The 22,637-nt window shown below is 47.1% G+C and carries 23 protein-coding genes; 4 read left to right on the top strand and 19 right to left on the bottom strand.

The features are described 5' to 3' along the window. Positions 1-138 precede the first annotated feature (138 nt). Positions 139-408, bottom strand: a complete 270-nt coding sequence (gene rpsO, locus EKM89_RS03045; RefSeq protein WP_125685691.1) for a 30S ribosomal protein S15 — start codon at positions 406-408, stop codon at positions 139-141. Between the two features lie 277 nt (positions 409-685). On the opposite strand from rpsO, the gene rpsT reads away from it, so the two are divergent. Further along, positions 686-940 (top strand): 30S ribosomal protein S20, encoded by a 255-nt coding sequence (rpsT, locus tag EKM89_RS03040; protein WP_125685690.1) that lies wholly within the window; start codon positions 686-688, stop codon positions 938-940. Between the two features lie 84 nt (positions 941-1,024). Here rpsT and holA read toward each other — a convergent pair whose 3' ends face one another. The 17 genes from holA to pdhA all read right to left on the bottom strand — a co-directional run bounded on the left by holA (position 1,025) and on the right by pdhA (position 18,920). Next, positions 1,025-2,059: a DNA polymerase III subunit delta gene (gene holA, locus EKM89_RS03035; protein WP_125685689.1), complete on the bottom strand. Its 1,035-nt coding sequence runs from the start codon at positions 2,057-2,059 to the stop codon at positions 1,025-1,027. After that, entirely contained in the window at positions 2,046-4,331 is a 2,286-nt protein-coding gene (locus tag EKM89_RS03030; RefSeq protein WP_125685688.1) for a DNA internalization-related competence protein ComEC/Rec2, read from the bottom strand. The genes holA and EKM89_RS03030 overlap by 14 nt, the downstream gene beginning before the upstream one ends. Continuing rightward, positions 4,331-4,810: a ComE operon protein 2 gene (locus EKM89_RS03025; protein ID WP_125685687.1), complete on the bottom strand. Its 480-nt coding sequence runs from the start codon at positions 4,808-4,810 to the stop codon at positions 4,331-4,333. The genes EKM89_RS03030 and EKM89_RS03025 overlap by 1 nt, the downstream gene beginning before the upstream one ends. Before the next feature lie 45 nt (positions 4,811-4,855). After that, positions 4,856-5,539, bottom strand: coding sequence for a helix-hairpin-helix domain-containing protein (locus EKM89_RS03020; RefSeq protein ID WP_125685686.1), 684 nt, complete (start codon positions 5,537-5,539; stop codon positions 4,856-4,858). Positions 5,540-5,757: 218 nt separating this feature from the next. Further along, positions 5,758-6,807: a SepM family pheromone-processing serine protease gene (locus EKM89_RS03015; RefSeq protein WP_125685685.1), complete on the bottom strand. Its 1,050-nt coding sequence runs from the start codon at positions 6,805-6,807 to the stop codon at positions 5,758-5,760. Between the two features lie 2 nt (positions 6,808-6,809). Next, positions 6,810-7,295, bottom strand: coding sequence for a pantetheine-phosphate adenylyltransferase (gene coaD / locus EKM89_RS03010; RefSeq protein ID WP_125685684.1), 486 nt, complete (start codon positions 7,293-7,295; stop codon positions 6,810-6,812). Continuing rightward, positions 7,292-7,855, bottom strand: a complete 564-nt coding sequence (rsmD, locus tag EKM89_RS03005; protein WP_125685683.1) for a 16S rRNA (guanine(966)-N(2))-methyltransferase RsmD — start codon at positions 7,853-7,855, stop codon at positions 7,292-7,294. The genes coaD and rsmD overlap by 4 nt, the downstream gene beginning before the upstream one ends. Then, positions 7,852-8,139 (bottom strand): YlbG family protein, encoded by a 288-nt coding sequence (locus EKM89_RS03000; protein ID WP_125685682.1) that lies wholly within the window; start codon positions 8,137-8,139, stop codon positions 7,852-7,854. The genes rsmD and EKM89_RS03000 overlap by 4 nt, the downstream gene beginning before the upstream one ends. Positions 8,140-8,169: 30 nt before the next feature. Further along, entirely contained in the window at positions 8,170-9,324 is a 1,155-nt protein-coding gene (locus EKM89_RS02995; protein ID WP_125685681.1) for an FtsW/RodA/SpoVE family cell cycle protein, read from the bottom strand. 152 nt (positions 9,325-9,476) lie between these two features. Continuing rightward, a complete protein-coding gene (gene typA / locus EKM89_RS02990; protein ID WP_125685680.1) occupies positions 9,477-11,321 on the bottom strand; it encodes a translational GTPase TypA in 1,845 nt (614 codons plus the stop codon). A gap of 138 nt (positions 11,322-11,459) precedes the next feature. After that, positions 11,460-12,251 carry an inositol monophosphatase family protein gene (locus EKM89_RS02985; protein WP_125685679.1) on the bottom strand — a complete coding sequence of 264 codons (792 nt, stop codon included), beginning with the start codon at positions 12,249-12,251 and terminating at the stop codon, positions 11,460-11,462. Continuing rightward, complete coding sequence (locus tag EKM89_RS02980) at positions 12,251-12,544, bottom strand: UPF0223 family protein (RefSeq protein ID WP_125685678.1); 294 nt, start codon at positions 12,542-12,544, stop codon at positions 12,251-12,253. The genes EKM89_RS02985 and EKM89_RS02980 overlap by 1 nt, the downstream gene beginning before the upstream one ends. Continuing rightward, positions 12,544-13,446, bottom strand: a complete 903-nt coding sequence (locus EKM89_RS02975) for a Rossmann-fold NAD(P)-binding domain-containing protein (protein ID WP_125685677.1) — start codon at positions 13,444-13,446, stop codon at positions 12,544-12,546. The genes EKM89_RS02980 and EKM89_RS02975 overlap by 1 nt, the downstream gene beginning before the upstream one ends. Before the next feature lie 535 nt (positions 13,447-13,981). Continuing rightward, the gene (gene lpdA / locus EKM89_RS02970) at positions 13,982-15,409 is read right to left on the bottom strand and encodes a dihydrolipoyl dehydrogenase (protein ID WP_125685676.1); all 1,428 of its coding nucleotides are present in this window, start codon (positions 15,407-15,409) and stop codon (positions 13,982-13,984) included. Positions 15,410-15,416: 7 nt separating this feature from the next. Beyond that, the gene (locus EKM89_RS02965; protein WP_125685675.1) at positions 15,417-16,751 is read right to left on the bottom strand and encodes a 2-oxo acid dehydrogenase subunit E2; all 1,335 of its coding nucleotides are present in this window, start codon (positions 16,749-16,751) and stop codon (positions 15,417-15,419) included. A 73-nt stretch (positions 16,752-16,824) separates the two neighbouring features. Continuing rightward, positions 16,825-17,802 (bottom strand): alpha-ketoacid dehydrogenase subunit beta, encoded by a 978-nt coding sequence (locus EKM89_RS02960; RefSeq protein ID WP_125685674.1) that lies wholly within the window; start codon positions 17,800-17,802, stop codon positions 16,825-16,827. Between the two features lie 2 nt (positions 17,803-17,804). After that, positions 17,805-18,920, bottom strand: coding sequence for a pyruvate dehydrogenase (acetyl-transferring) E1 component subunit alpha (gene pdhA / locus EKM89_RS02955; RefSeq protein WP_125685673.1), 1,116 nt, complete (start codon positions 18,918-18,920; stop codon positions 17,805-17,807). A 279-nt stretch (positions 18,921-19,199) separates the two neighbouring features. Here pdhA and def point away from each other — a divergent pair, with 279 nt between their 5' ends. Next, on the top strand, positions 19,200-19,760 hold the full coding sequence (def, locus tag EKM89_RS02950) for a peptide deformylase (protein WP_125685672.1): 561 nt from the start codon (positions 19,200-19,202) through the stop codon (positions 19,758-19,760). Between the two features lie 278 nt (positions 19,761-20,038). On the opposite strand, the gene EKM89_RS02945 is transcribed toward def, so the two are convergent. After that, positions 20,039-20,536 carry a hypothetical protein gene (locus EKM89_RS02945; protein WP_125685671.1) on the bottom strand — a complete coding sequence of 166 codons (498 nt, stop codon included), beginning with the start codon at positions 20,534-20,536 and terminating at the stop codon, positions 20,039-20,041. A 202-nt stretch (positions 20,537-20,738) separates the two neighbouring features. On the opposite strand from EKM89_RS02945, the gene EKM89_RS02940 reads away from it, so the two are divergent. Both EKM89_RS02940 and rnjA read left to right on the top strand, forming a co-directional pair. Further along, positions 20,739-20,957, top strand: coding sequence for a DNA-directed RNA polymerase subunit epsilon (locus EKM89_RS02940; RefSeq protein WP_125685670.1), 219 nt, complete (start codon positions 20,739-20,741; stop codon positions 20,955-20,957). Continuing rightward, positions 20,954-22,633, top strand: coding sequence for a ribonuclease J1 (rnjA, locus tag EKM89_RS02935; RefSeq protein WP_125685669.1), 1,680 nt, complete (start codon positions 20,954-20,956; stop codon positions 22,631-22,633). Before EKM89_RS02940 ends, rnjA begins: the two co-directional genes overlap by 4 nt. Positions 22,634-22,637: the final 4 nt, after the last annotated feature.

The raw sequence follows: 22,637 nt of genomic DNA, 5'->3' as shown, positions 1-22,637 counted from the left end.
GCCTAAATTCGTCCATGATTAAACTTCTTTCATTTTACCATACTTTGTCATTTTAAAGAACCAAGATGGTTAAGCTTGCCTGAGGCCAACAAAAAAGCCCATCTCCAATAAAGGAAATGGACCGAGTGGCGCGGCGAATTAACGACGCAGACCCAAGCTCTTGATTAATTCACGGTAACGTTGGAGATCAGTCTTCCGTAAGTAAGCTAACAAGTTACGACGGTGACCAATCTTCTTCATCAAACCACGTTGGGAATGGAAGTCTTTACGATGTTGTTGCATATGAACGTTGATTTCGTTGATATCAGCGGTCAAAACAGCAACTTGGACCTCAGTAGAACCCGTGTCGCCTTCGTGACGTGCGTATTGCTTGATGATTTCGTTTTTCTTTGCTTGACTAATAGCCATGGTAAATATACCACCCTTCAATATAAGTGCCCAAAACTGAGTGAGTCGGCGGTGGCCGCCAGATAAACTAAGTTAAGGGTTTGTGCTTAGCACAGTTATCTATCATACGGGAGTCACGATTAAATAGCAAGCGTTTTTGCCACATTGCCTATCAAGTAAAATTACTTTACATTTATCGAGCTAACCTATTGCATTCACCCCGTGGCTTCTGTATAATAACATACGTTGAAATTAAGATTTCCGGTACTAGGATTTCTCATTCGGAGGTGAAATTTTCATGCCAATTATCAAATCAGCAATCGAACGTGCAAAGACGAACATCAAGGCAAACGAACGTAACTCAGCTCAACTGAGTGCGATGCGTACTACCGTTAAGCGTTTCGAACAAGCCAAGACGGCTGGCGCCGACAACGTAGAAGACTTATTCCGCGCTGCTAGTGCTGCAGTTGACAAGGCCGCTTCAAAGGGCTTAATCAAGCGCAATAAGGCTGCTCGTGACAAGTCACGGATGGCTGCACGTTTAGCTAAGTAATCAATTAATCAACGCGATTAGATGATGCAATCAGGGGGTCGACCATGAACTTGGTCGACCCCCTTTTTTTGTCTAATTTTAAATCTAAGCTGGTACCTGGTACCCGGCAAACTGGGTCATGAACAGTGAAAATAGCATTTCGGGCGCCATGGCCGTCGATTTCATCTGCCGCTCCACCTGGAACAGCCCCAGATAGGCACGGTTCAGATCGGTCAGTTTAAAGTGATGATGCATCTGCAGTGCTAGTTTGATGCGATACGGGTGGACCTTTAGTTCGCTCGCCAACCGGCCCTGACTGAAGCCCTGTTTTGCCAATACTTTTGTCTGAATCAATAAACGGAATTGCCCCTGTAAGATCGCATTGATTTTCAAGGGCTCCTCTTTGGCCTGTAGCAGTTCTCGATAAAGCGTCACTGCCCCAGCCGTATCCTTAGCCAACACCTTGTTCACAAGGTCAAAAACATTCTGTGTCAACGTCTGCTTCACTAATCCCGTCACCGCATCCATAGCGATTGTCTTTTCGGGATGGGTAAAGAGCTCCAGCTTCGGCAATTCGCTCATCATTAGCGTTAAATCTGCATCGGTCCGCTGAATCAGCTCATTGAGAGCGGCCGGTACCATACTATAGCCATCCTGCTTCAGCTGATCATTCACAAATTGGCGGACATCTCGTTCAGAAAAGTTGTCGATTTCAATGGTGGTTGCTACCTTTTTTAACTGTTTGACTACCTTTTTACGACCATCTAACTTCTCATAGGGTGCAAAGAAGACTAATACTGTACTGTCCATCGGTGCACCCAAGTACGTTTGTAAGCTGTCGATATCGTGCTCAACCTTCTGCTTTTTGGTCTCACCAGTCAAAAACTGGGGATTATCAATACAAACGACCCGGCGCTCACCAAAAAATGGTGCCGCCATGGCATCATCTAAGGCCACAGCCAAGGGCACGGTGTCCATGTCGTAGCCTGCGAAATTCATTGTCTGCTCATCGACTGGCACACTGGCCTTAAATCCTATCTTTAGTCGTCGTTGTAAGTAATCTGCCTGACCCAAAATCAGGTAGACATTAGCCAAATGTCCGCCCGTCGCTAATGTTTTTAAAAGTTCATTGATTGTCACGAGCATTCCCCTTCGAAATTAATTTTGTTTGCCAAGTCCCTTGTCGGTTATCAGTATACACATACCGAATCATCCCCCTCGTTTGTGTGCTCATCGCCGCCACAGTAGCTCGGTGAAGTGTTGCCAAGGTTTCTGGATTCGGATGCCCATATCGATTTTGCCGGCCAGCCGAAATTATCGCTAAGCGTGGCTGTAACTGTGCAACAAATGCCGGCGCCGTAGCTGTTTTACTCCCATGATGTCCTAATTTTAACACGTCCGTTCGTAGCTGTGGGGCAGTCGTCAGAATTTTCCGTTCACCCGCTTGGTCTAAATCGCCCATGAACATAAAGTTCAAGCGACCAAAAGTTCCCTGTAGGGCCAATGACCCCGCGTTATCTGCTGGTCCTGCTTCAAACGGATGCAACACGTGTAACCCAACCAGACTACCGACCTGAATTGGCTGCACGCTTACTGGTGTCGCACTATTTGCCAACAATCGTGCCCATCCTGGCTCCTGTTCCATCCCCGCCGGAACCAGCACTCGTTTTACCTGCAGATCCTTTAAGAATGCTGGTAGATCACCAATATGATCCGCGTCATGATGGGTTAAATACAGGTCATCCACGTGATCAATACCCCGACTCTTTAAGTAATTGATGCTCGTCCGCTCTGCGTTGTAGGTTACAGGCGGTGTAGCCGCCCATTCTGGCTGTGGCAAGGCTAATCGCCCACCCGTATCGATCAGTGTGACGTGCCGATTAAACGGCTCACGAATTAAAATGCTGTCACCCTGACCAACATCAAAGTACGCGACTTCCCCCGTCAATGGGTAATGAATTACGCCATACATCACCGCATAGCTCACCGCAAGTAAACTTAGCCACCGACGCCTTTTCCCCACCGGCCGACTAAACAGCCACCACGTGCCAGCAACCCAGATCCAGGTCACCCACCAGAGTGGTCGCCCAAACAACACATTTCCCGGTAACTGAGCGACCCACTGCAGGCCAGTGTCAAACACCCCCAATACCTGAGCACATCCCCGGCTGAGCGCTGGTAACCAAGCATAGCTCAATGTGCCAATCAGTGTCGCTGGCAAAATGACTACCGGAAATAGCGGCACCACGATCCAATTTGCCAATAATGTCAAGCTGTGCCACTGAAAAATGCCCGTTAGCAGGCTCGGCAGCCCTAAAAACGTCAATCCCACCTGACGCCACCACCAGGTCTCCGACTGCAATAAAATAAGCGCTAGCGACAACCCATAGCTCAGTTGACCGCCAAGTTCAAATAGAAGCCCTGGATTCAACCACAGGCCAGCCACAAGTGCTACTGCCCACGTATCCAACGTACTCAGATAAAATGGACAGCGTTTACCAGCCAACTGTAGACCGCGCATCAAACAAGCACGCAAGACGCCACTACTTGCGCCAGCTAAGATCCAATACCCCGGCAGACTGAACAGTAACACCCATTCCCAATGTTCCCGTTGCAGACGTAAGTGGACTAGTAACCATTCCGCGGCCGTTAAGAGTAAGGCTACGTGAAGTCCAGAAATTGCAAACAAATGTAGTAGCCCCAGCCGTTGCATCCCCTGCAATTCCACCATCGACTCCGCCGCCTTGGCTCCAGGCAGCAAGCCTAACGCGTAGACCTTTAGTGCCCCTGGCAACCGTTCACAATAACGAATCAACTGTGCCCGGCGAGCATGCCACCAGTCACCAAAGCCCTGCCACCAATGACGCAACGCTGGCTTCCGACTTGTCAAAGTTGTTACCATGATTTCAGTTACCACTTGGCGATGGCGCCAATAGTTCGCCGAATCGAATTGATTGAAGTTTGTCGCTGGCAATAAACGTTGCTGCTGGCCAGTAATCTGCCAGACTTCGGCACGCTGGACGTGTTGAAGATCCTGTAATTGTGCGGCCGAGGTTAGTCGTCCCCGCAAGATCACTCGTTCCTCATTACTTATCTTAGTGGCAACTAAATAATACAGAGAACCGCGAATCGTAATCGCATCCGGTTGCACCCGTACGGCCAGTTCCGTCGTCTGTGCCGGTGCCAATAAAGGCAACTGTCGCTGACTGAGTCGTTGCTCCTGTAACCATAAATGACTTCCAAAAATCACTAAGCTCATGAACAGCAGACCCCAAGTGACACGATTATCCAATCGAATAATTCGGCTGATCACCACTAAGAGTAAGATCATTCCGCCCCAAAGATGGCCGCCAGCACTGACACTAACGGCCGCTATTCCCAGGCTAATAAAGAAAAAGTGGTTAGACGCCACTAACCGTGTTGTGGTTGATCAAATGACAGCGTCGCAAGCAACTTAGGATCAACCTCGACTTGATTCAATTCCACGTGCTTCAGTTCAATCAATTTTTGAGCATACGGATCATTATGATAATTACGCAAATAAGTAATTTTGCGAATCCCCGCTTGAAGTAGCATCTTCGTACATTGCAAACAAGGAAAATCCGTAACGTAGATTTCAGAGCCATCCGTTGCTTCACCAAATTTAGCGCACTGCAAAACGGCATTCATTTCCGCATGAATCGTGCGGACACAGTGACCATCAACCAGGTAACAGCCCTCATCTAGACAATGATCATCGCCCGAGACGGAACCATTATAACCAGCAGCAATAATTCGTTTATCCCGCACGATGGTCGCCCCGACTGACAGCCGGTTACAGGTGCTACGCGTCGAAATCACCAGTGCCTGCAACATAAAGTATTGATCCCAAGGAATTCTCTCTCGTTTCATGTTAATGCCCTCATTTCTAAATTTATTTTCCAGTATACCACTGCTTTATGTCGTCAGTTGATCCTGCAAATTGGCAACCGTTTTTTCACCAAATCCTGGGACCTGTGTTAGGTCAGTGACCGCCTTAAACGCCCCATGTTCTGTACGATAGTCCACAATTTTCTGTGCCTTTTTTTCACCAATCCCCGTCAGTTGTTGTAAGTCTGCGACGGTCGCAGTATTCAAATTCACTACTGCCACCTGACTCGTTGACTGACTTCCGGTCGCCTTAGCCGCACCTGTTGGCGTTGACACTGTTTCTGTTGCTTTCTCCCCCTTTTCTGGGATATAAAGTTGTTGTTGATCCGTCAGCCGGGTCGCCAAGTTGACCTGTTGGCGGTCAGCATGTGCACTGAGCCCACCAGCGGCCTTTACAGCGTCTGCAACCCGCATCTCCGGTCCAAACTGATAAAGTCCCGGCTGCTTCACGGCCCCCTGTACATCAACGAAGACCCGGGTATCATGCGAACTAGCTTGACTGGAACCACGCCCACTACTAGCGACGCGACTCCCACTCTTCTCAGGCGAGCCAACGTTGGTTGCCGGCGGAATTGCTGCCGGTAACGGTTCCGGACTGGCGCGTGCTACCGTTAACCACCACCCCAAGCTCAGAATCGCGAGTCCCACACTCACCGCCAATAGACGCTGTCTCCATGAGAAGTCCTGCCACCATTCGATAAGTCGTTCCATCTGCATTTGCCCCCTTTACGCTTAACTCCGTAAAAGTTGGGGAAATATTTTTTTATCTGCAAAACTTTTTTCAATCCACGTCAAAAAGCGAGCTACAGCTAATCCCGTAACTCGCTTCTACAATCGGTTGAACCCTAAAATCTTCGCTTTACTCTTGCAACAGTATAAATTGTCACCGTCAAACTAACGGTAAGACAATGCCTGAGCGACTTAAGCGACTACTTGTGTGTTTCCAAGTACTTAACAGCGTCATTAAACGTTTTCACAGGAACTACCTTCATATTTGGGGCATACTTCTTAGCAGTGGCCTTAGCCAGCTGATAATTGGTCATATGGTGCTCCTCATATTTCAATAGCAGTTTTGATGGCTTCACATACGGTGCAAAGAACACGGTCGCGCCAGCCCGTTTAGCCGCAATGATTTTCTTATCGATCCCACCAATTTCGCCAACGTTACCGTCTCCATCGACGGTCCCGGTTCCAGCAATCTTCTGGCCGTGACGTAAATTTTTTCCCGTCACCTGATTATAGATTTGTAAACTAAACATCAGTCCACCAGATGGTCCGCCAATTTCACCGGGATCGACCTTGACCTTAGGCTTAGCCGTCACCTTCACGTTGTCGGTCAGAATTATGCCAATGCCAGCCTTCTTCGTTGGTAACCGCATCAGCTTAGCCGTTGCCTTGTGATCATGGCCATTGCGCTGGTAGGTTATCGTCGTCATTTTACCAACCCGCTGTTTTTGAATATAACGTTGGTAGCCGGTCATCGCATTAAAGTGATGTCCGTCGACTTTAGTAACCGTATCGCCCACCTTAAGTTTCTTTGCAAACGGTGACTTAGCATCGACACTCAACACATAGATACCCAAGTATTGCCGCTTAACGGGCTTATTGGCTGCACGATAAGCCGTATAGATGGCCTCGTTGATGGCACTTTGCATGTAAAAGTCTTGGACACGGTCATAGGTGGCATTACTTTCGCCCCCAGTAACACTGTCCACACTCTCAATGCTATCGTACGAATTAAACTTGGCATACAAATACGTCGCCGGACGCGCCTGAGATAGCGCTACAGACGTAATCATAAACTTCCCTTTATCCTTATCAGGATGATCCTTAATCGTCACGAATGTCTTTAAATCGTTCGCTTCTCCCGGACCCTCGATATACTTGGGTAGTGGCAGAAAGAAAAAGGCTAAAATCGCAGCCACAATCACCGCAGTTAACACAAGCTCTCGCCAAGACCAACGAATCCAGTTACGCATGACTACCCCTCGCTTTCTAGACGGGCGTTCAAGGCATGAGCAACCACTGGTGGTACAAGCTTCGTTAAATCACCGCCAAACCGGGCCACTTCTCTCAACAGACTGGAGGAAACAAATTGATATTGGGGGTCTGCCATCAAGCAAACCGTATCAATGTTAGCATCTAAAGCACGGTTCATTCCCGCGATTCCCTGTTCGTATTCAAAATCAACACTGTTGCGCAACCCCCGAACCAGTACGGTAGCCTGAATCTCTTGCATGAAGGCCACGGTCAGACCACTTTCAATCTGAACGCTCACATTAGGCAGTGTCGCCACACTAGCTTCAATAAAGGCCACACGTTCTGCCGGTGAAAAAACGCCCTGTTTAGACGTATTCTGACCAACCGCGATGACTAGCTGATCAAACATCCGGCTTGCCCGCGCAATCAGGTCTAAGTGTCCGTTGGTTAAAGGATCAAAGCTTCCTGGAAACACTGCAATTGTCATGCCATTTCACTTCCCAATGCATAAATAGTTAATTCAGTGATACCATAATCCCGCCGTTCCATAAACGAAAAGCCAGGAACATCATCGGGCAGTTCTGCTTTTTGGTCCGTTTCACAGACGATTCGTGCATCAACCGCTAGGAGATTCAATTCACGTAGTTTTACCATCTCATCAACGATTTTCTGCTGCGCATACGGCGGATCAAAGAAGACCAGATTGAACTGATCACCTCGCTGTGCTAATTCATCTAGTGCCCGATTGGCATCCCGTTTTAAAATATCAAAGCGTTCTGGGGCTTTCGTAACGGCCACATTATCCTTAATCGTTTGAATTGCGGCGTACTGCCGATCAATCAAGACAGCCTGTTCGATTCCCCGCGAGACAGCCTCGATACTGAGCCCACCGGACCCGGCAAATAAATCCAAACTACGTCCACCATCAAAGTACGGTCCGATAATATTAAAAAGTGCTTCCTTGACTTTATCCGTCGTTGGCCGCGTTGCCATTCCGGGGACTGCCTTTAGTCGGCGACCACCAAAATCTCCCGCTACAATTCTCATTCGTCATCATCCTCTATTGCCATTGTCGGGTTAACTTCCTCAGCCACCCCGTTGAACGTTTCACTAATTTCGGGACGCTTTGATGCTACGACTCGTTTTACAAATCGCAAGTGATTCAATTGTTCTGTCAAGCTTGGAACGGCGTCACTGTTAACATACAAGACGACATAACGCATCTTCTTAGAGACGTACATCACCGTACCATAGCGTTTCAGCTGCCGTGTTTGTTTCAAACTGTAAGTATACACAATCAAACTCTGCCGTGGTTGAATTTCAAATGCCATTCTCTGACCTCCTTATTGGATTCCATTACTCTACTGATTTGCCCGATAATGTTTCTGCCGGGCGCTAATATTTAAGACGACTCCCATCACTAGCGCAAGCGTCCAGGTACTGGACCCACCATAACTGATAAATGGAAATGTCACCCCGGTAATAGGCAACATGCCTAAGACGCCACCCAAGTTAAATAGCGTCTGAACCGTCAAATAAGTTGCTGCCCCATAACAAACCAAGGCCTGATAGGCCGAATTACTACGGATACCGATGAGTACCGTCCGCACAATGATCAAGAAAAGCAACGTAATCACTGCCAATGCTGTGATCAAGCCCAGCTCTTCCGCTAGTATCGCCATAATAAAGTCTGTGTTCGGTTCCGGTAAGTACCCGGTCTTTTGAATACTATTTCCCCAGCCAACCCCAAAGATACCCCCGTTACTGAGCGCATAATAGGAATTGACTAACTGTTGGCCGACCGTCTGTGAGTGTTTAAATGGATTTATAAATGCCACGATTCGCTGTAACTGATAGACATTCTTAGCAAAACTCATCTCGGATACCTTGACCACTAAGGGGAAAATCACCGCGACTACCAGCAAGAAGGCACCGCCGAAGAAGGCAACTGCCCGATGCCAATTGAAGCCACTTGCCAGAATCATGACAAATATAATGGCCGCATTAATCGTTGCCCCTCCTAAGTCAGGCTGCAAAAAGATCAAGAAAACAATTCCAAAACAGATAATAACTGGCCGCAACATCGTAGACCACCAGCCATCCTCAATAATTGCATCCTGTCGTTGATCAATCACGTTGGCCAGCCAAACAATAAGATAAAATTTAACAAATTCAGCGGGTTGAATACCAATTGGTCCTAAGCGGAACCACCCTGCAGCCCCGTTAATCGTTTGACCCCGTACCAGCAGGAGCAATAGCGCCGCCAAGGCCAAGTAACCTGCATATTTTAAGATTGTTTTGTCACGTAACTTATTCAAGTTCAACTTGAACATGAAGGTCACAATCACGATTCCCAGTAGCACATAAATGGCCTGTTTTACCAAGTAGCTTCCGGGACTCCCCCCATTTTGACTCCCAATATCGGCACTGGCCGAATACACCATTACAATTCCAAAGAGGCTGAGTACCAAGTAGGGTACCAATAGCCAGTAATCTAAATATTTTAACTTTTGCATACGTTCAGTCGCCCCAAGCCTACCGCGTTAACGGCGATAATCGAATGGTTATATTATAGCATAGCTCCCTAGCAATTTTACGACAAAAAAACCGGTAGGACACGTGGTTAGCCCACTTATCCTACCGGTAAAGATTCATTTAAAATTTAGACTTACTTCCGAGCAGCAGTCTTTCGCTTCTTGGCAGCTTTTTCCCGTTCGCTCGTGTTCAAGATTTGCTTCCGCAGACGAACATGGTCTGGGGTGATTTCACAATATTCATCTTCGTTGATGAATTCAAGTGATTCTTCCAGAGACATCTTCAACGGCGTCTTAACCTTAGCAATATCTTCTGAACCAGCGGCACGGACGTTGGTTTGGTTACGACCACGCGTGATGTTAACAGAAATGTCATTATCACGGCTGTTTTGGCCGATAATCATTCCTTCATAAACTTCAGTCCCGGCGTCAGTAAACACGATCCCACGGTCTTGAACGGCCATGATAGCGTAAGTCGTTACCTTACCAGAGTTGATGGAAACTAAAGTCCCGTTGTGGCGACCTGGGTTCCAGTTCTTGATAACAGGCAGGTACTTAGAGAAAGTATGGTTCATGATCCCGTATCCACGAGTTAATGACAAGAATTCAGTTGAGTAACCAATCAACCCACGAGATGGGGCCAAGAAAGTCAAACGTGTTTGACCATTACCAACGGCCTCCATGTTCTTCATTTCACCCTTCCGTTGAGAAAGTGTGTCAATGATTGAACCGGTATATTCGTCAGGCGTATCGATTTGAACAGATTCGAATGGTTCACAACGAACGTTATCGATTGTTCTGTAGATAACTTCTGGACGAGAAGCTTGTAATTCAAAGCCTTCACGACGCATCGTTTCGATCAAGATGGACAAGTGAAGCTCACCACGACCAGAAACGACCCAGGCACCAGGATTATCGGTATCATCAACTCGTAAAGAAACATCGGTATGCAGTTCACGCTTCAACCGTTCTTCGATTTGACGAGATGTGACAAACTTACCTTCACGGCCAGCAAATGGTGAGTCGTTAGTCCGGAAAGTCATTTGTAACGTTGGTTCGTCGATCCGTAAAACTGGTAGTGGTTCCAACGTATCAGGAGCAACAACAGTTTCTCCAACGTTGATTTCTTCCATCCCAGAAACGGCAATCAAGTCTCCAGCTTTGGCTTCCTTGATTTCCAAACGCTTCAAACCAAAGAAACCAAATAATTTGGTAACCCGGAAGTTTTGCTTTGAGCCGTCAAGCTTCATAACAGTAACGCTGTCACCGACTTTGATCTTACCCCGGAAAATCCGGCCGATCCCAATCCGACCAACGAAATCGTTGTAGTCCAGCATGGCAACTTGGAATTGTAAGGGTTCATCAGTGTTGTCGATTGGTGCTGGAATGTGCTTAACGATGGTGTCAAAGATTGGCTTCATCGTGTGATCCTGCGTGTCAAGTTCTGGCTCGTAGCTAGAGGTCCCGTTCATAGCAGAAGCATAAACCACTGGGAAGTCCAGTTGGTCCTCGTCAGCACCTAATTCGATGAAGAGGTCCAAGACTTCATCAACAACTTCGCTAGGGCGTGCGCCTTCACGGTCAACCTTGTTGATCACAACGATTGGCGTTAAGTGTTGGTCTAAGGCTTTCTTCAAAACGAAACGGGTCTGAGGCATCGTACCTTCATAGGCGTCGACAACTAACAAAACGCCGTCAACCATGCGCATGATCCGTTCAACTTCACCACCGAAGTCGGCGTGTCCTGGGGTATCCAAGATGTTAATTTGCTTGTCACCGTACCGCACAGCGGTGTTCTTGGACAAGATCGTGATGCCCCGTTCCTTTTCGATAGCGTTTGTATCCATGGCACGGTCCTCGATTGACGCGTGCTCATCCAACGTATCGGATTGTTTTAACATTTCGTTAACAAGGGTCGTCTTCCCGTGGTCAACGTGGGCAATGATGGCAATGTTGCGGATATCATCTCTGATTTTCAAGTGTATTTCTTCCTTTCGTGCTTGGTGAAATTAGATGGATCACGGCATGCTTACCTCAGTAAGTACGCTTATTGTAGCTTTTCTAGCTGGTAAAGTCCATCCGTACCAGCCAGCCGCATAAAAAAACTGTGACAGGTGTCACAGTGAGACGTCATCTTCTTCAATTTGGAGAATATCACGTTGCGCTTTTTCCGTCGCTACTAGTACAAGGTTAGATGATAGCATATTCAGCGGCTGGCCGTCAATAGTTGAGACCCGAACACCCAAGGTATTCAGCAAAACTTGACCCGCTGCAAAGTCCCATGGCTTGAGATGCGAAATGTAACCGAGAGTCTTCCCTAACATCACGTTGATCATTTCAATCCCGGCGCTTCCATAGATCCTCATCCCAGCACTCGCATGAACAATGGCCTGCATGTGGGCGACATCGTGAATAACTAGAGGCCCGCTTGCGCCAATCAAGCCGTCACACAAGGCCAGATCAGCCGGTGCTGAAACCGACTTTTGGTTGGCCCAAACGCCCCCCAGTCGCGGCCCACCGTGGTATAAAACATCACGCATCACATCATAAATATAGCCCAGCTGGCCAACGCCATCCTGGTAAATTCCAATCATAATGGCAAAATTATCTTGCTGCTTAACAAAATTCATGGTGCCATCAATGGGGTCAACGATCCAAACACGGCCTTTGACATCTGTGAGTTGGTCTCCAAATCCCTCTTCCCCCAATACCTTCGCATCAGGATCGATACGTCGAATACCGGCAATTAAAAATTGCTCATTTCCTTTATCGACGTTGGTAACTAAATCCTTGCGCCCCGTCTTCTCGTCAACGGTCAATGGTACCTGCATTTTCTCTAGAACGCGCTGCCGAGCCTCTTTCAATAGTGCCGTAACGTCTCGATTCAACTGCTGCCAATCCAAACTCATTACCTTGTCGTCCCTTTCATCTTGACTTGACCATCTTGCTGTCGTGCCTGCTTCATAGTGTGATAAATGCTATAACCGGAAACTGCTTCGAATTCCTGGTCTATACTTTTTTCTTCAAATTTTTGGGGCACAATGGTCTGAAACTTTCGATAAGCCGCAATTAAATCTGCCGACTGCACACCCTGTGGCCGCTCATAAGCTGCTTCTATCATCTGGTAAAACGTGGTAACCGTCACAATTTCGGCCGTTGACCAATCTGCTCGCAACGGGTACGCATAGTCTTCTTCTGCCACTATTTTCCCTCCGTCTGTTGATTCTCAATCGCTTGAATCGTCTCTCGCAATTCAGCTGCCCGTGCCGCATAATCCTGCTGTTCATCCTCAGACAGAGCTAACGGCATCAAATCTTTCACCCCAGTCTTAGCAACCAATACGGGTGCGGCAGCCGCAAATCCAAGTTCTTCAGGATAAACATGCGTCACCGTCGCAATAATTGGCTGGCTAGTCACTGCTGCTTGAAGCAAATGAATCAACGCCAAAAATCGTAACGTGACTTGCTTCTCCCCAGCCTCACGCGCTAACCAGGTTCCCATCTTAGATAAGTCATCCGCTCCAAATTTCGCATCTGCATTTGCCAAATACATCAGCAGTGGCGTCGGCCCAATGTATGTCCGACTCCACGCAACAATGGGCTCACTTGCTGTCCCCACTACGGTCGCTTGGACCATTGAATGCCCCACATGCAGACGTTCTGCCAGCCGTGCTGTTATCAACCGTGCCAGCGGATAAGTGCCAAGTCCCCAAATCTGTTGTCGTGGAAAGCCAGAAAACTTCCAGGCAAAATACGTCAAAATTTCATCTTGCTGGCCACAAAAGATCAGTTGGCCACCGAATCCATTCTCAACGATTCGATTCATCAAGAGCCGGAGATCCGCTACCCGCTCATTAACTGGCGCCTCCGCTGAATCCCGATCCAAGACGACCAGCCAAGTTGCCTGACCATAATCTGCCGTTGTTCCTACTCGAATCGTTAGTTGTGGACACAATGCACTTGCCACTACCAACGGTTGATAGCGCGGTGTGTCATCAGTCGTATTTGGCATGATGACACAATCAAGTGGCAAGTCTGCCACCAATAATTGCTGAAGCAGTTGATTTGCCTGATCAAAGTTTCCCTGAATAAGTAACGTCGGCATCGTGATGACCTCCTCTTTCAAGCTAAAGCCTGATTTTCGCCGCGCCAATTTGTCAGCTACCACTCACATCAAGGGATTCTCAGCAACCGACTTTTCTGACGAAACACTGTGTCAATATCCACGTGCGTCATGCTCTTCAATCCCACGTCGATACCGTCATAGCTCCATTATAAGTGAACCATTGGGGATAGCAAGCCGTAACCGTTATCTTTAAGATTCTGTTCGCTGCAGTTCTGAAATAATCTACACACTCATCTACCGCTCATCGCTCACGCCTCATCCCTGAAAGATTTGAAGGCGACTGCTCCGGATATATCTGAGCCCCACATCAAGCGGTCTCTCGTCTGACGTTGTTATTCCATGATAATAAGCCAATAGTCGTAATGATTGTCAACTGTCAGGGCAGAAGCACATAGCCGTAGCTCAATTTCAATGTCTGACGCAGTCAGCGTTGACGTGTTGCCAAATTGCCTTTATTTCCAACCACAAAAAGGACCCCCGCAAGCGGAGATCCTTTTCAAATTCAATAGTCGCTTTAGATATGCGTTGGGAAGCCCATCGCGATATCTGCGGTTTCTTGGATTGGTTCATTTAACGTTGGGTGTGGATGAATAGTCAACGCAACGTCTTCAACGTTCAAGCCGTCGTTAACGATGATTGAGAGTTCACCGGCCATCGTGCTAGCTTCAGGGCCAACCGCTTCGGCACCCACGATGTTCTTGTTGTCGTCATCCGTGTAGATGAACCGAACAAAGCCATCAGGAGCATCCAATGAAACGGCACGTGCATTCCCAGCAAATGGGAACTTCGCAGTCTTAACCTTGATACCCTTATCCTTGGCAGCAGCTTCGCTGTAACCGACCGTTGCAATTTCAGGATCGGAGAAGCAAACAGCTGGAACACTTAACCAGTCATTAGCCGTCTTCTTACCAGAGATAGCGCCAGCGGCAGTCTTAGCTTCAGCAAAGGCCTTGTGAGCCAATGCAGCACCAGGAACAACGTCACCAACTGCCCAGATGTGTTCTGAGGCAGTCCGACCTTGGTTATCAACTTCGATTTGACCATGGTCATTCAACTTAACCTTGGTGTATTCCAAGCCTAAGTCATCAGTGTTTGGCCGACGACCAACGGTAACCATGCAATAGTCCGCCTTGATGGTAGATTCTTTACCGTCAACGGCGTAAGTCACACTAACACTCTTGTCGTCTTGGGTAGAACCCTTAGCCATAGCGCTGGTGATGACATCAACGCCCTTCTTCTTCAACTTCTTCAAGACAACGGAAACCATGTCCTTTTCGAAGTTAGGCAGAATTGACTTCGTTCCTTCAATGATTGTTACGTGAGCACCTAAGCTAGCGTAAGCACCAGCTAATTCGGTCCCAACATAACCCCCACCAATAACAACGAATTCTTTAGGAATTTCAGGCAAGTTCAAACCACCAGTAGAGTCGATAACCCGGCCATCAAATTTGAAGCCAGGGATTTCGATTGGATGTGACCCGGAAGCAATAATAATATTATTGAATTCGAAAGTCTGACCAGTATCAGTAGACATGAACTGCTTTTCGCCCGTAGGCATTACCCGTAATTGGGTATCGCTTAAAAAGACAGCTTCCCCGTTAACAACGTCAACGTGGTGCTTCTTCATCAGCATCTTAACGCCGCTGGTCATCCGATCAACAACCTTAGTCTGCTTCCAGTCTTGTGTCTTCTTAAAGTCAATAACGGCTGATTCCGTAGAAATTCCGTAAGTCGAACCGTCTTTAGCTTGTTCCAAACGGTGACCGGCTTGAATTAAGGCCTTAGAAGGAACACAGCCAACGTTTAAGCAGACACCACCAAGCGTATCGGATTTTTCGACTAAAGTGACCTTTTGGCCTAATTCAGAAGCCCGAATTGCGGCAACGTAGCCGCCGGGTCCGGCACCGATGATGACGGTGTCCTTTTTTTCAACATCTGCCATATTTTTCCTACCCTTCCATTAACAGTAATTCTGGATCGTGAAGCAATGCCTTGAACTTGTTCAAAACATTTTGAGCTAAGGCGCCATCGATCAAACGGTGGTCGTAACTCAAGGAAATCTTCAACATCCGGCCAACAACAATGTCACCATCATCGTTAACGTAAGGTGCCTTTTCAATCCGGCCAACACCTAAGATAGCAACTTCAGGTTGGTTGATAACTGGTGTGAACCAGCCACCACCAATTGAGCCAACGTTACTGATGGTGATTGAACCACCGGCCATGGAAGCAGGACTCAACTTCTTGTCGTAAGCAGCTTGGGTGTTATCACTAATTTCCTTAGCAATTTCAAACATACCCTTGGAATCGGCAGCCTTGATGTTTGGTACGTAAAGACCATCATCAGTGTTGGTAGCGATACCAATGTTGTAGTAGTGCTTGTAAACAATTTCCTGAGTCGTGTCATCGATAGATGCGTTCAATTCAGGGAATTCCTTCATAACGGCAACCAAAGCCTTAACCATGTAAGGTAAGAAGGTCAAGTGAATGTCCTTATCAGCAGCGGCTTGCTTGTACTTCTTCCGGTTAGCCATCAAAGCAGAAACTTCAACTTCATCGAATGAGGTAACATGTGGCGCAATATCTTTGGAGGTCCGCATGCTCTTGGCAATGATCTTCCGCATAGCTGACATTGGTTCACGAGTTTCCAGATCTGGTTGGTCAGACTTCCAAGGCTTGATAGCTTGGCCAGTAGTGGCTTTGCCTTCAGAAGTAGCAGCTGGAGCAGCGGCTGCAGCAGGTGCAGCAGGTGCAGCGGCACCATTAAAGTTGTCGATGTCAGCCTTCAAGATTTGACCATGGTTCCCAGTTGGGGCAACCAAGGTAATGTCAACGCCCTTGTCCCGTGCGTATTGACGAACGGAAGGCATTGCCAAAACTAACTTATTCGGGTCAGAAGCAGCTGGAACACCCGTAGGTGCAGCGGCTGGAGCTGGAGCAGGTGCGGCAGCAGGTGCTGGGGCAGCAGCTGGTTCTGGAGCAGCTTCTTCAGCTGGAGCAGCAGCGGCTTCATCCCCACCCTTGCCTAAGTCAGGTGGTGTATCTGAACCGTCATCAATCACAATCAGTGGATCACCAATTTCAACGGTGTCCCCCTCTTGTGCAACAATTTGTGAAATAGTGCCATCAACTGGTGATGGTAATTCCGAAACAGACTTATCGTTTTGGATTTCGACTAATGTGTCGTCTTCCTTAACAGTGTCTCCTTCTTTAACAAGCCATGAAGAAATTTCACCTTCGGCCATTCCTTCACCAAGCTCAGGGAGTTTGAACGTATAAGCCATGGGAAAACTTCCTTTCTTTCATCTAATGCAGGATGTCTCCCACATCGTTTTTTATCGTTTAATTAGATTTAAATTAGTAGTTGACGATTTCGCGTACCTTGGCTTCAATGTCATCGGCATTTGGAATCCAATCATTTTCAGCTTGGGCAAATGGGTAAATGCTATCTGGCGCAGCTACCCGGCCGATTGGGGCGTCCAAGGACATGATCTTTTCTTCAGCAATGTCAGAAGCCACTACGGCACCGACACCAGCCATCCGCTGTGCTTCTTGCACAATAACAACCTTGTGGGTCTTATCAACAGAAGCAAAGATCGTGTCCGTGTCAATTGGTGACAGTGAACGTAAGTCAATAACTTCAGCGGAAATGTTGTCTTTTGCCAAAGCATCAGCAGCGGCTAAGGATTCGTTAACTTCAGCACTGTAAGCAACGATCGTTACATCAGTACCTTCGCGAACAACCTTGGCAGTATCTAACGGAACCGTATACTTTTCATCTGGAACTTCATCCTTCATTGAACGATAAAGTTTCAAGTTTTCCATGAATAGAACTGGATCGTCGCTTTCAACAGCGGAGATAACTAATCCCTTAGCATCGTATGGGTTAGCAGGTGTTACAACCCGCAGGCCTGGGGTACTAACGAAGTAGTTTTCCAAGTTGTCGGCATGCATTTCAGCGGTATGAGTCCCACCACCAAATGGTGTCCGTACAGTAACAGGGAAGTTCTTTTGGCCACCAAAACGGTAGTGATCACGAGCTAATTGCCCAACAATCCCATCCATTGCTTCGAACGTAAAGCCCATGAATTGAATTTCAGGAATTGGCCGCCAACCAGTTAAAGATAACCCAATAGCTAATCCAAGAATCCCAGATTCAGCTAATGGCGTATCGAAAACCCGGTCTTCACCGTACTTGTCTTGTAAATCAACAGTTGTCCGGAACACACCACCGTTTTTACCAACGTCTTCACCGAAGATCAACGTCTTAGGATCGTCTTTCAAAACTTGATCCAGACCAGAAGTGATCGCTTTGATATACGTCATTTTAGCCATGATTACTTCGACTCCTTTGCTTCGAATTCTGCAATTTGCTTCTTAACAGCTGGAGTAGGCACATTGTAAGTCCACTTCAAGAAGTCAGAAACCTTTTGTGCAGGTGCTGCTTCAGCTTCCTTCATTGCTCCCTTAAATTCGTCTTTGTATTCGTCAACTAACTTGTCTTCTTGATCTTGTGACCAAACGCCCTTGTCAGTTAAGACCTTCCGTAAACGAATCAGTGGATCAGCATCGAACCAAGGCTTTTCTTCTTCCTTAGTCCGGTAACGAGAAGGATCATCACCAGCAGAGGAGTGAGCACCGTAACGGTAAGTCAATGTTTCAATAACAACTGGACCATTCCCGGCTGCAGCAAATTCACGAGCAGCTTTAGAAACTTCGTGAACAGCCACGATATCCATCCCATCAACTTGGACGGAAGGAACACCCATGGCAACGGCTTTTTGTGCCAACGTCTCAGCTGCGGTTTGCTTGCGACGTGGTACGGAAATTGCCCAACCATTGTTTTGAACGAAGAAGACAGCTGGTGCTTGGAAAGCACTGGTAAAGTTAACCCCTTCGTACCAGTCACCTTGTGATGTCCCACCATCACCGGTGTAGACGAAGGCAACGCGGTCTTCATCTTTGTTCTTCTTAATCCCTAAAGCAACACCGGCGGTTTCAACGTATTGCGCGCCAATGATGATTTGTGGGAATAACATGTTTGGATTTTCATGTTGATTGCCTTCAACATGACCTTTGGACCATAAGAAACCTTTTGCAACGGTAGTCCCGTGTTGAATCATTTGTGGCAAATCACGGTAAGCTGGTAACAGGAAGTCTTGTTCCTTAAATGCAGTAACACTTCCCATTTCACTAGCTTCCTCACCGGCAGTTGGAGCATAGAAACCGAGGCGACCCTGACGTGAGAAGTTCATTGTTTGTTCGTGTAACGTACGCTCCCAAACCATTTTCTTCATGAAGTCAACAAGTTGGTCATCTGAATATTTCGCCAACGTGTCTGGATCAACAACCTTGCCTTCACGATCGATGACTTGAACTGGGTGCTTATATGGGTCAGCCATCGTAGCTTTGATCTTGGCAAAGTCTACAATCTGTTTGCTTCCATTAGCCATAAGTAACACTTTCCTTTCACTTGATATGAAATTGTTAACCAGAGTGAGTTAACGTTGCGTTTCCTGACTACGTTTATAAAGTACCATTTTTTCAGAAGCCATGCAAGCCCTTTCATGTGGACAGATAAAGGGATTAGGCTAAATCCCTACGGCGCGTTGTGATTTTTTACTTTCCACTTTTTTTGAAAATAGAAACCGTTTTCTTTTCATTTCATTTCTCCCAGTGGGTATGTTAAAATGAATGGTAACTAACAATATTTTTTTGCGGAGGTAATGCTTTTGTTTCTCATGAAAGATATTGTCCGCGACGGTGATCCCGTCTTACGACAAGAAGCAGCAGACGTGATCTTCCCTCTCTCAGAGGAAGATCAACAGCTCGCTAAGGACTTAATGGAATATTTGGTGGTCTCTCAGGACCCCGAACAATGTAAAGAATACGGTTTGCGGGCCGGTGTTGGCTTGGCAGCGCCGCAAGTTGGCGTCTCCAAAAAGATGGCCTCCGTCTTGGTTCCACCTACCGAAAAAGATGGCAAGTCACCCTTTACCGATGTCATCATCAATCCAGTCATCGTCTCTGAATCCGTTCAGGAAGGTGCTTTGACTGAAGGTGAGGGTTGTCTTTCCGTCGACAAAGACGTTCCCGGATTTGTCCGCCGTCACGATCGCATCACTTTACGCTACTATGATGTGAACGGCGAAAAGCACCAGTTACGCTTGAAGAACTACCCGGCTATCGTTTGTCAGCACGAAATCGATCACTTGCACGGGATGCTCTTCTACGATCACATCAATAAAGACCAACCGTTTACACATGACGATGACATGATTATGATTGAGTAATTTATGCACAAATTGTTTGTGGCTGACACCAATATTTTTAGGTGGCTTACATCTCATAGTAGGTAAGTAAACTTCCCTACCGTTTAGTAAGGATATTCCCCTACTGTGTGTTTCACGATCTAGCTTGCGTAAGTTTTCACCTATGTTATCAGTTCCCAATTAAAAAAATAGGTATCGTAATCAAGTTCCCTAGGAACAATCGATTACGATGCCTATTTTCAATAGCAGAACTCTTTTTATTACGAAAAGATAAACCTGTTTCTTCCATATATAGTGCATCATTTCACAGCAGGATCATTTAACTTCTTGAGGTCTTTTAAATATTCAACCGTTGACTCGTTCATTAAGTTTGCCACGTCGACGTGGAGGTGCCCTTCATAGACCCAAATATCGCTGACGACAAAAGCCGGTCCCGCAACCACCGCTTTGACCTGATGATCCGCACTAAAACTGGCCAAAGCTTCATTGAAAGCCGCTTCGAGTGCGGACAACCGCCGTTCCGTGTCGATACCACTGGGCATTGTGTACTCAAAGGCCATGACTCCACGGCCCCACACATCGGCGACCGTCTCTGTTGGCTGCAGTACACACTCGTCTTCTGATAAAACATCATCGTTCACCAGGCGCTGTAAAGCTGCTTTAACTGCCACATCCGTATCATCCTCTGCAGACCGCCGCACCATTCGCGTCGCTCGCTGAACAATCATACGGCGAATCATTTCATAAATAATAAAGGCAATGATGATGCCAATAATGACTTCTACTATTAGAGCCATGGCGTCTCCTCCGTTCACTTCACGCTAGTTTAATCATAGCATGTTTTGTCGTCTAGGGGTACTTCTATACAAGTGGCTGAAATTATGCTAAAATTGTGCTAATTGTTGTGTAAGCAACCCGCAGTTCGGCAGGACATAAATAATTCGCTGTTCACTCACGATTAGCGAGTTAAATCGTTTAAAATTAAAAGGAGTTTTGTCTGTGATTTACAAAGTCTATTACCAAAATGATAAAAAGCGGAATCCTAAGCGCGAGGATACGCATTCACTTTACCTGGAAGCCCCAGCAGAAGTTGAAGCCCGGGCACTTGTGGAAGCTCATACGGAACACAATATCGAATTCATCGAAGCCATCGAAGGTAAAACATTGGCTTACGAACAAGAGAATCCGAATTACAAATTAACGGAGTTCAATGAATGAACAAGTTAAACGTCAAAAATAACGAAGCCGCTATCTTTGGCGTGGGTGGACTTGGTGAAATTGGGAAAAACACTTACGGCATTCAATTTCAGGACGAGATTATCCTGATTGATGCCGGAATTAAGTTCCCCGAAGACGAGTTACTTGGAATTGACTATGTCATTCCGGATTATCAATACCTCGTTGAAAACCAAGCCAAAATCAAGGCGCTTGTGATTACCCACGGCCATGAAGATCATATTGGCGGTATTCCTTATTTATTAAAGGCACTCAACGTTCCTGTTTACGCAGGTCCGCTTGCCTTGGCACTGATCAAGAACAAGCTTGAAGAACACGGATTACTTAAATCGACTGAACTACACACAATTGACGATGACACTGTGCTCAAATTTCGGAAGATGAGCGTCACCTTCTTCCGAACCACTCACTCGATTCCTGATACTCTAGGTGTCGCCGTTCATACCCCGGTCGGAACAATCGTGGAAACGGGAGACTATAAGTTCGACTTAACTCCCGTTACGAACCAGCCGCCTGATCTTCAAAAGATGGCTAGATTGGGTGAAGAAGGCGTGCTGTGCTTAATGTCTGATAGCACAAACGCTGAACGACCAATCTGGACCAAGTCGGAAAAATGGGTTGGTAAATCGATTCGACGGATTTTTGACCAAGTTGAAGGGCGGGTTATCTTTGCTACCTTCGCTTCCAACATTTCCCGGATTGAAACCGCCTGTGAAACGGCGTTGGCCCATGGACGCAAGATTGCTGTCTTTGGTCGGTCTATGGAAGCTGCCATCGTTAACGGTCGGGAACTGGGTTATCTCAACATCCCCGATGAGGCTTTAGTCGATGCAAATGCTATTCGTTCCCTTCCTGCTGACAAGGTCATGATCCTATGTACCGGGTCGCAAGGTGAACCTATGGCTGCCTTATCACGAATTGCGAACGGTACCCACCGACAAATTTCCATTCAACCTGGTGATACGGTCGTCTTCTCCAGTAACCCGATCCCTGGGAACACCATTTCGGTCAACCGGGTCATCAACGAACTAGAAGAAGCCGGCGCTAACGTTATCCATGGTAAGGTCAACAACATTCATACATCTGGTCATGGTGGTCAAGAAGAGCAAAAGTTAATGCTGCGTCTCATGCAGCCTAAGTTCTTTATGCCCATTCACGGTGAGTACCGGATGTTAAAGATCCACACGGAGCTCGCAGAACAGTGCGGTGTGCCATTGGATCACAGCTTCATCCTGCAAAACGGGGACGTTCTGGCATTAACTCAGGACTCAGCCCGGGTTGCGGGACACTTTACCGCTGGGGACGTCTATATTGACGGTTCCGGTATCGGTGATATTGGAAATGTCGTCTTGCGCGACCGTCAACTCTTGTCCGAAGAAGGACTTGTCGTTGTCGTTGCCACCATCGATTTGAAGAACCAGGAAATCAAGGCGGGCCCTGACCTACTTTCACGTGGATTTGTCTACATGCGTGAATCAGGTGAGCTCCTTAACGAAGGTCGGCGTCGCGTCTTCCAGACGATTCGTCGGGCCATGCGCAATCCGAAGGCTACCGAAGCTTCGATTCGTAACGCCGTTATCGATGATCTGCAAAACTTCCTGTTTGAAAAGACGGAACGGCACCCAATGATTTTACCAATGTTTATTATGACCAAGTAATTTT

It is taken from the genome of Levilactobacillus fujinensis (assembly GCF_003946335.1).
In the GTDB taxonomy this organism is placed as follows: domain Bacteria; phylum Bacillota; class Bacilli; order Lactobacillales; family Lactobacillaceae; genus Levilactobacillus; species Levilactobacillus fujinensis.
Note: the sequence above shows the minus strand (reverse complement) of the source record. Positions and strands in the feature narration are given on the sequence as shown.

Bases quoted from the DNA above. Each gene is read 5' to 3' on its own strand.
- rpsO (WP_125685691.1), bottom strand. From the start codon at position 408: ATGGCTATTAGTCAAGCAAAGAAAAACGAAATCATCAAGCAATACGCA.
- rpsT (WP_125685690.1), top strand. From the start codon at position 686: ATGCCAATTATCAAATCAGCAATCGAACGTGCAAAGACGAACATCAAG.
- EKM89_RS03025 (WP_125685687.1), bottom strand. From the start codon at position 4,810: ATGAAACGAGAGAGAATTCCTTGGGATCAATACTTTATGTTGCAGGCA.
- EKM89_RS03020 (WP_125685686.1), bottom strand. From the start codon at position 5,539: ATGGAACGACTTATCGAATGGTGGCAGGACTTCTCATGGAGACAGCGT.
- EKM89_RS03015 (WP_125685685.1), bottom strand. From the start codon at position 6,807: ATGCGTAACTGGATTCGTTGGTCTTGGCGAGAGCTTGTGTTAACTGCG.
- coaD (WP_125685684.1), bottom strand. From the start codon at position 7,295: ATGACAATTGCAGTGTTTCCAGGAAGCTTTGATCCTTTAACCAACGGA.
- rsmD (WP_125685683.1), bottom strand. From the start codon at position 7,855: ATGAGAATTGTAGCGGGAGATTTTGGTGGTCGCCGACTAAAGGCAGTC.
- EKM89_RS03000 (WP_125685682.1), bottom strand. From the start codon at position 8,139: ATGGCATTTGAAATTCAACCACGGCAGAGTTTGATTGTGTATACTTAC.
- EKM89_RS02995 (WP_125685681.1), bottom strand. From the start codon at position 9,324: ATGCAAAAGTTAAAATATTTAGATTACTGGCTATTGGTACCCTACTTG.
- EKM89_RS02985 (WP_125685679.1), bottom strand. From the start codon at position 12,251: ATGAGTTTGGATTGGCAGCAGTTGAATCGAGACGTTACGGCACTATTG.
- EKM89_RS02975 (WP_125685677.1), bottom strand. From the start codon at position 13,446: ATGCCGACGTTACTTATTCAGGGAAACTTTGATCAGGCAAATCAACTG.
- lpdA (WP_125685676.1), bottom strand. From the start codon at position 15,409: ATGGCAGATGTTGAAAAAAAGGACACCGTCATCATCGGTGCCGGACCC.
- EKM89_RS02965 (WP_125685675.1), bottom strand. From the start codon at position 16,751: ATGGCTTATACGTTCAAACTCCCTGAGCTTGGTGAAGGAATGGCCGAA.
- EKM89_RS02960 (WP_125685674.1), bottom strand. From the start codon at position 17,802: ATGGCTAAAATGACGTATATCAAAGCGATCACTTCTGGTCTGGATCAA.
- pdhA (WP_125685673.1), bottom strand. From the start codon at position 18,920: ATGGCTAATGGAAGCAAACAGATTGTAGACTTTGCCAAGATCAAAGCT.
- EKM89_RS02945 (WP_125685671.1), bottom strand. From the start codon at position 20,536: ATGGCTCTAATAGTAGAAGTCATTATTGGCATCATCATTGCCTTTATT.
- rnjA (WP_125685669.1), top strand. From the start codon at position 20,954: ATGAACAAGTTAAACGTCAAAAATAACGAAGCCGCTATCTTTGGCGTG.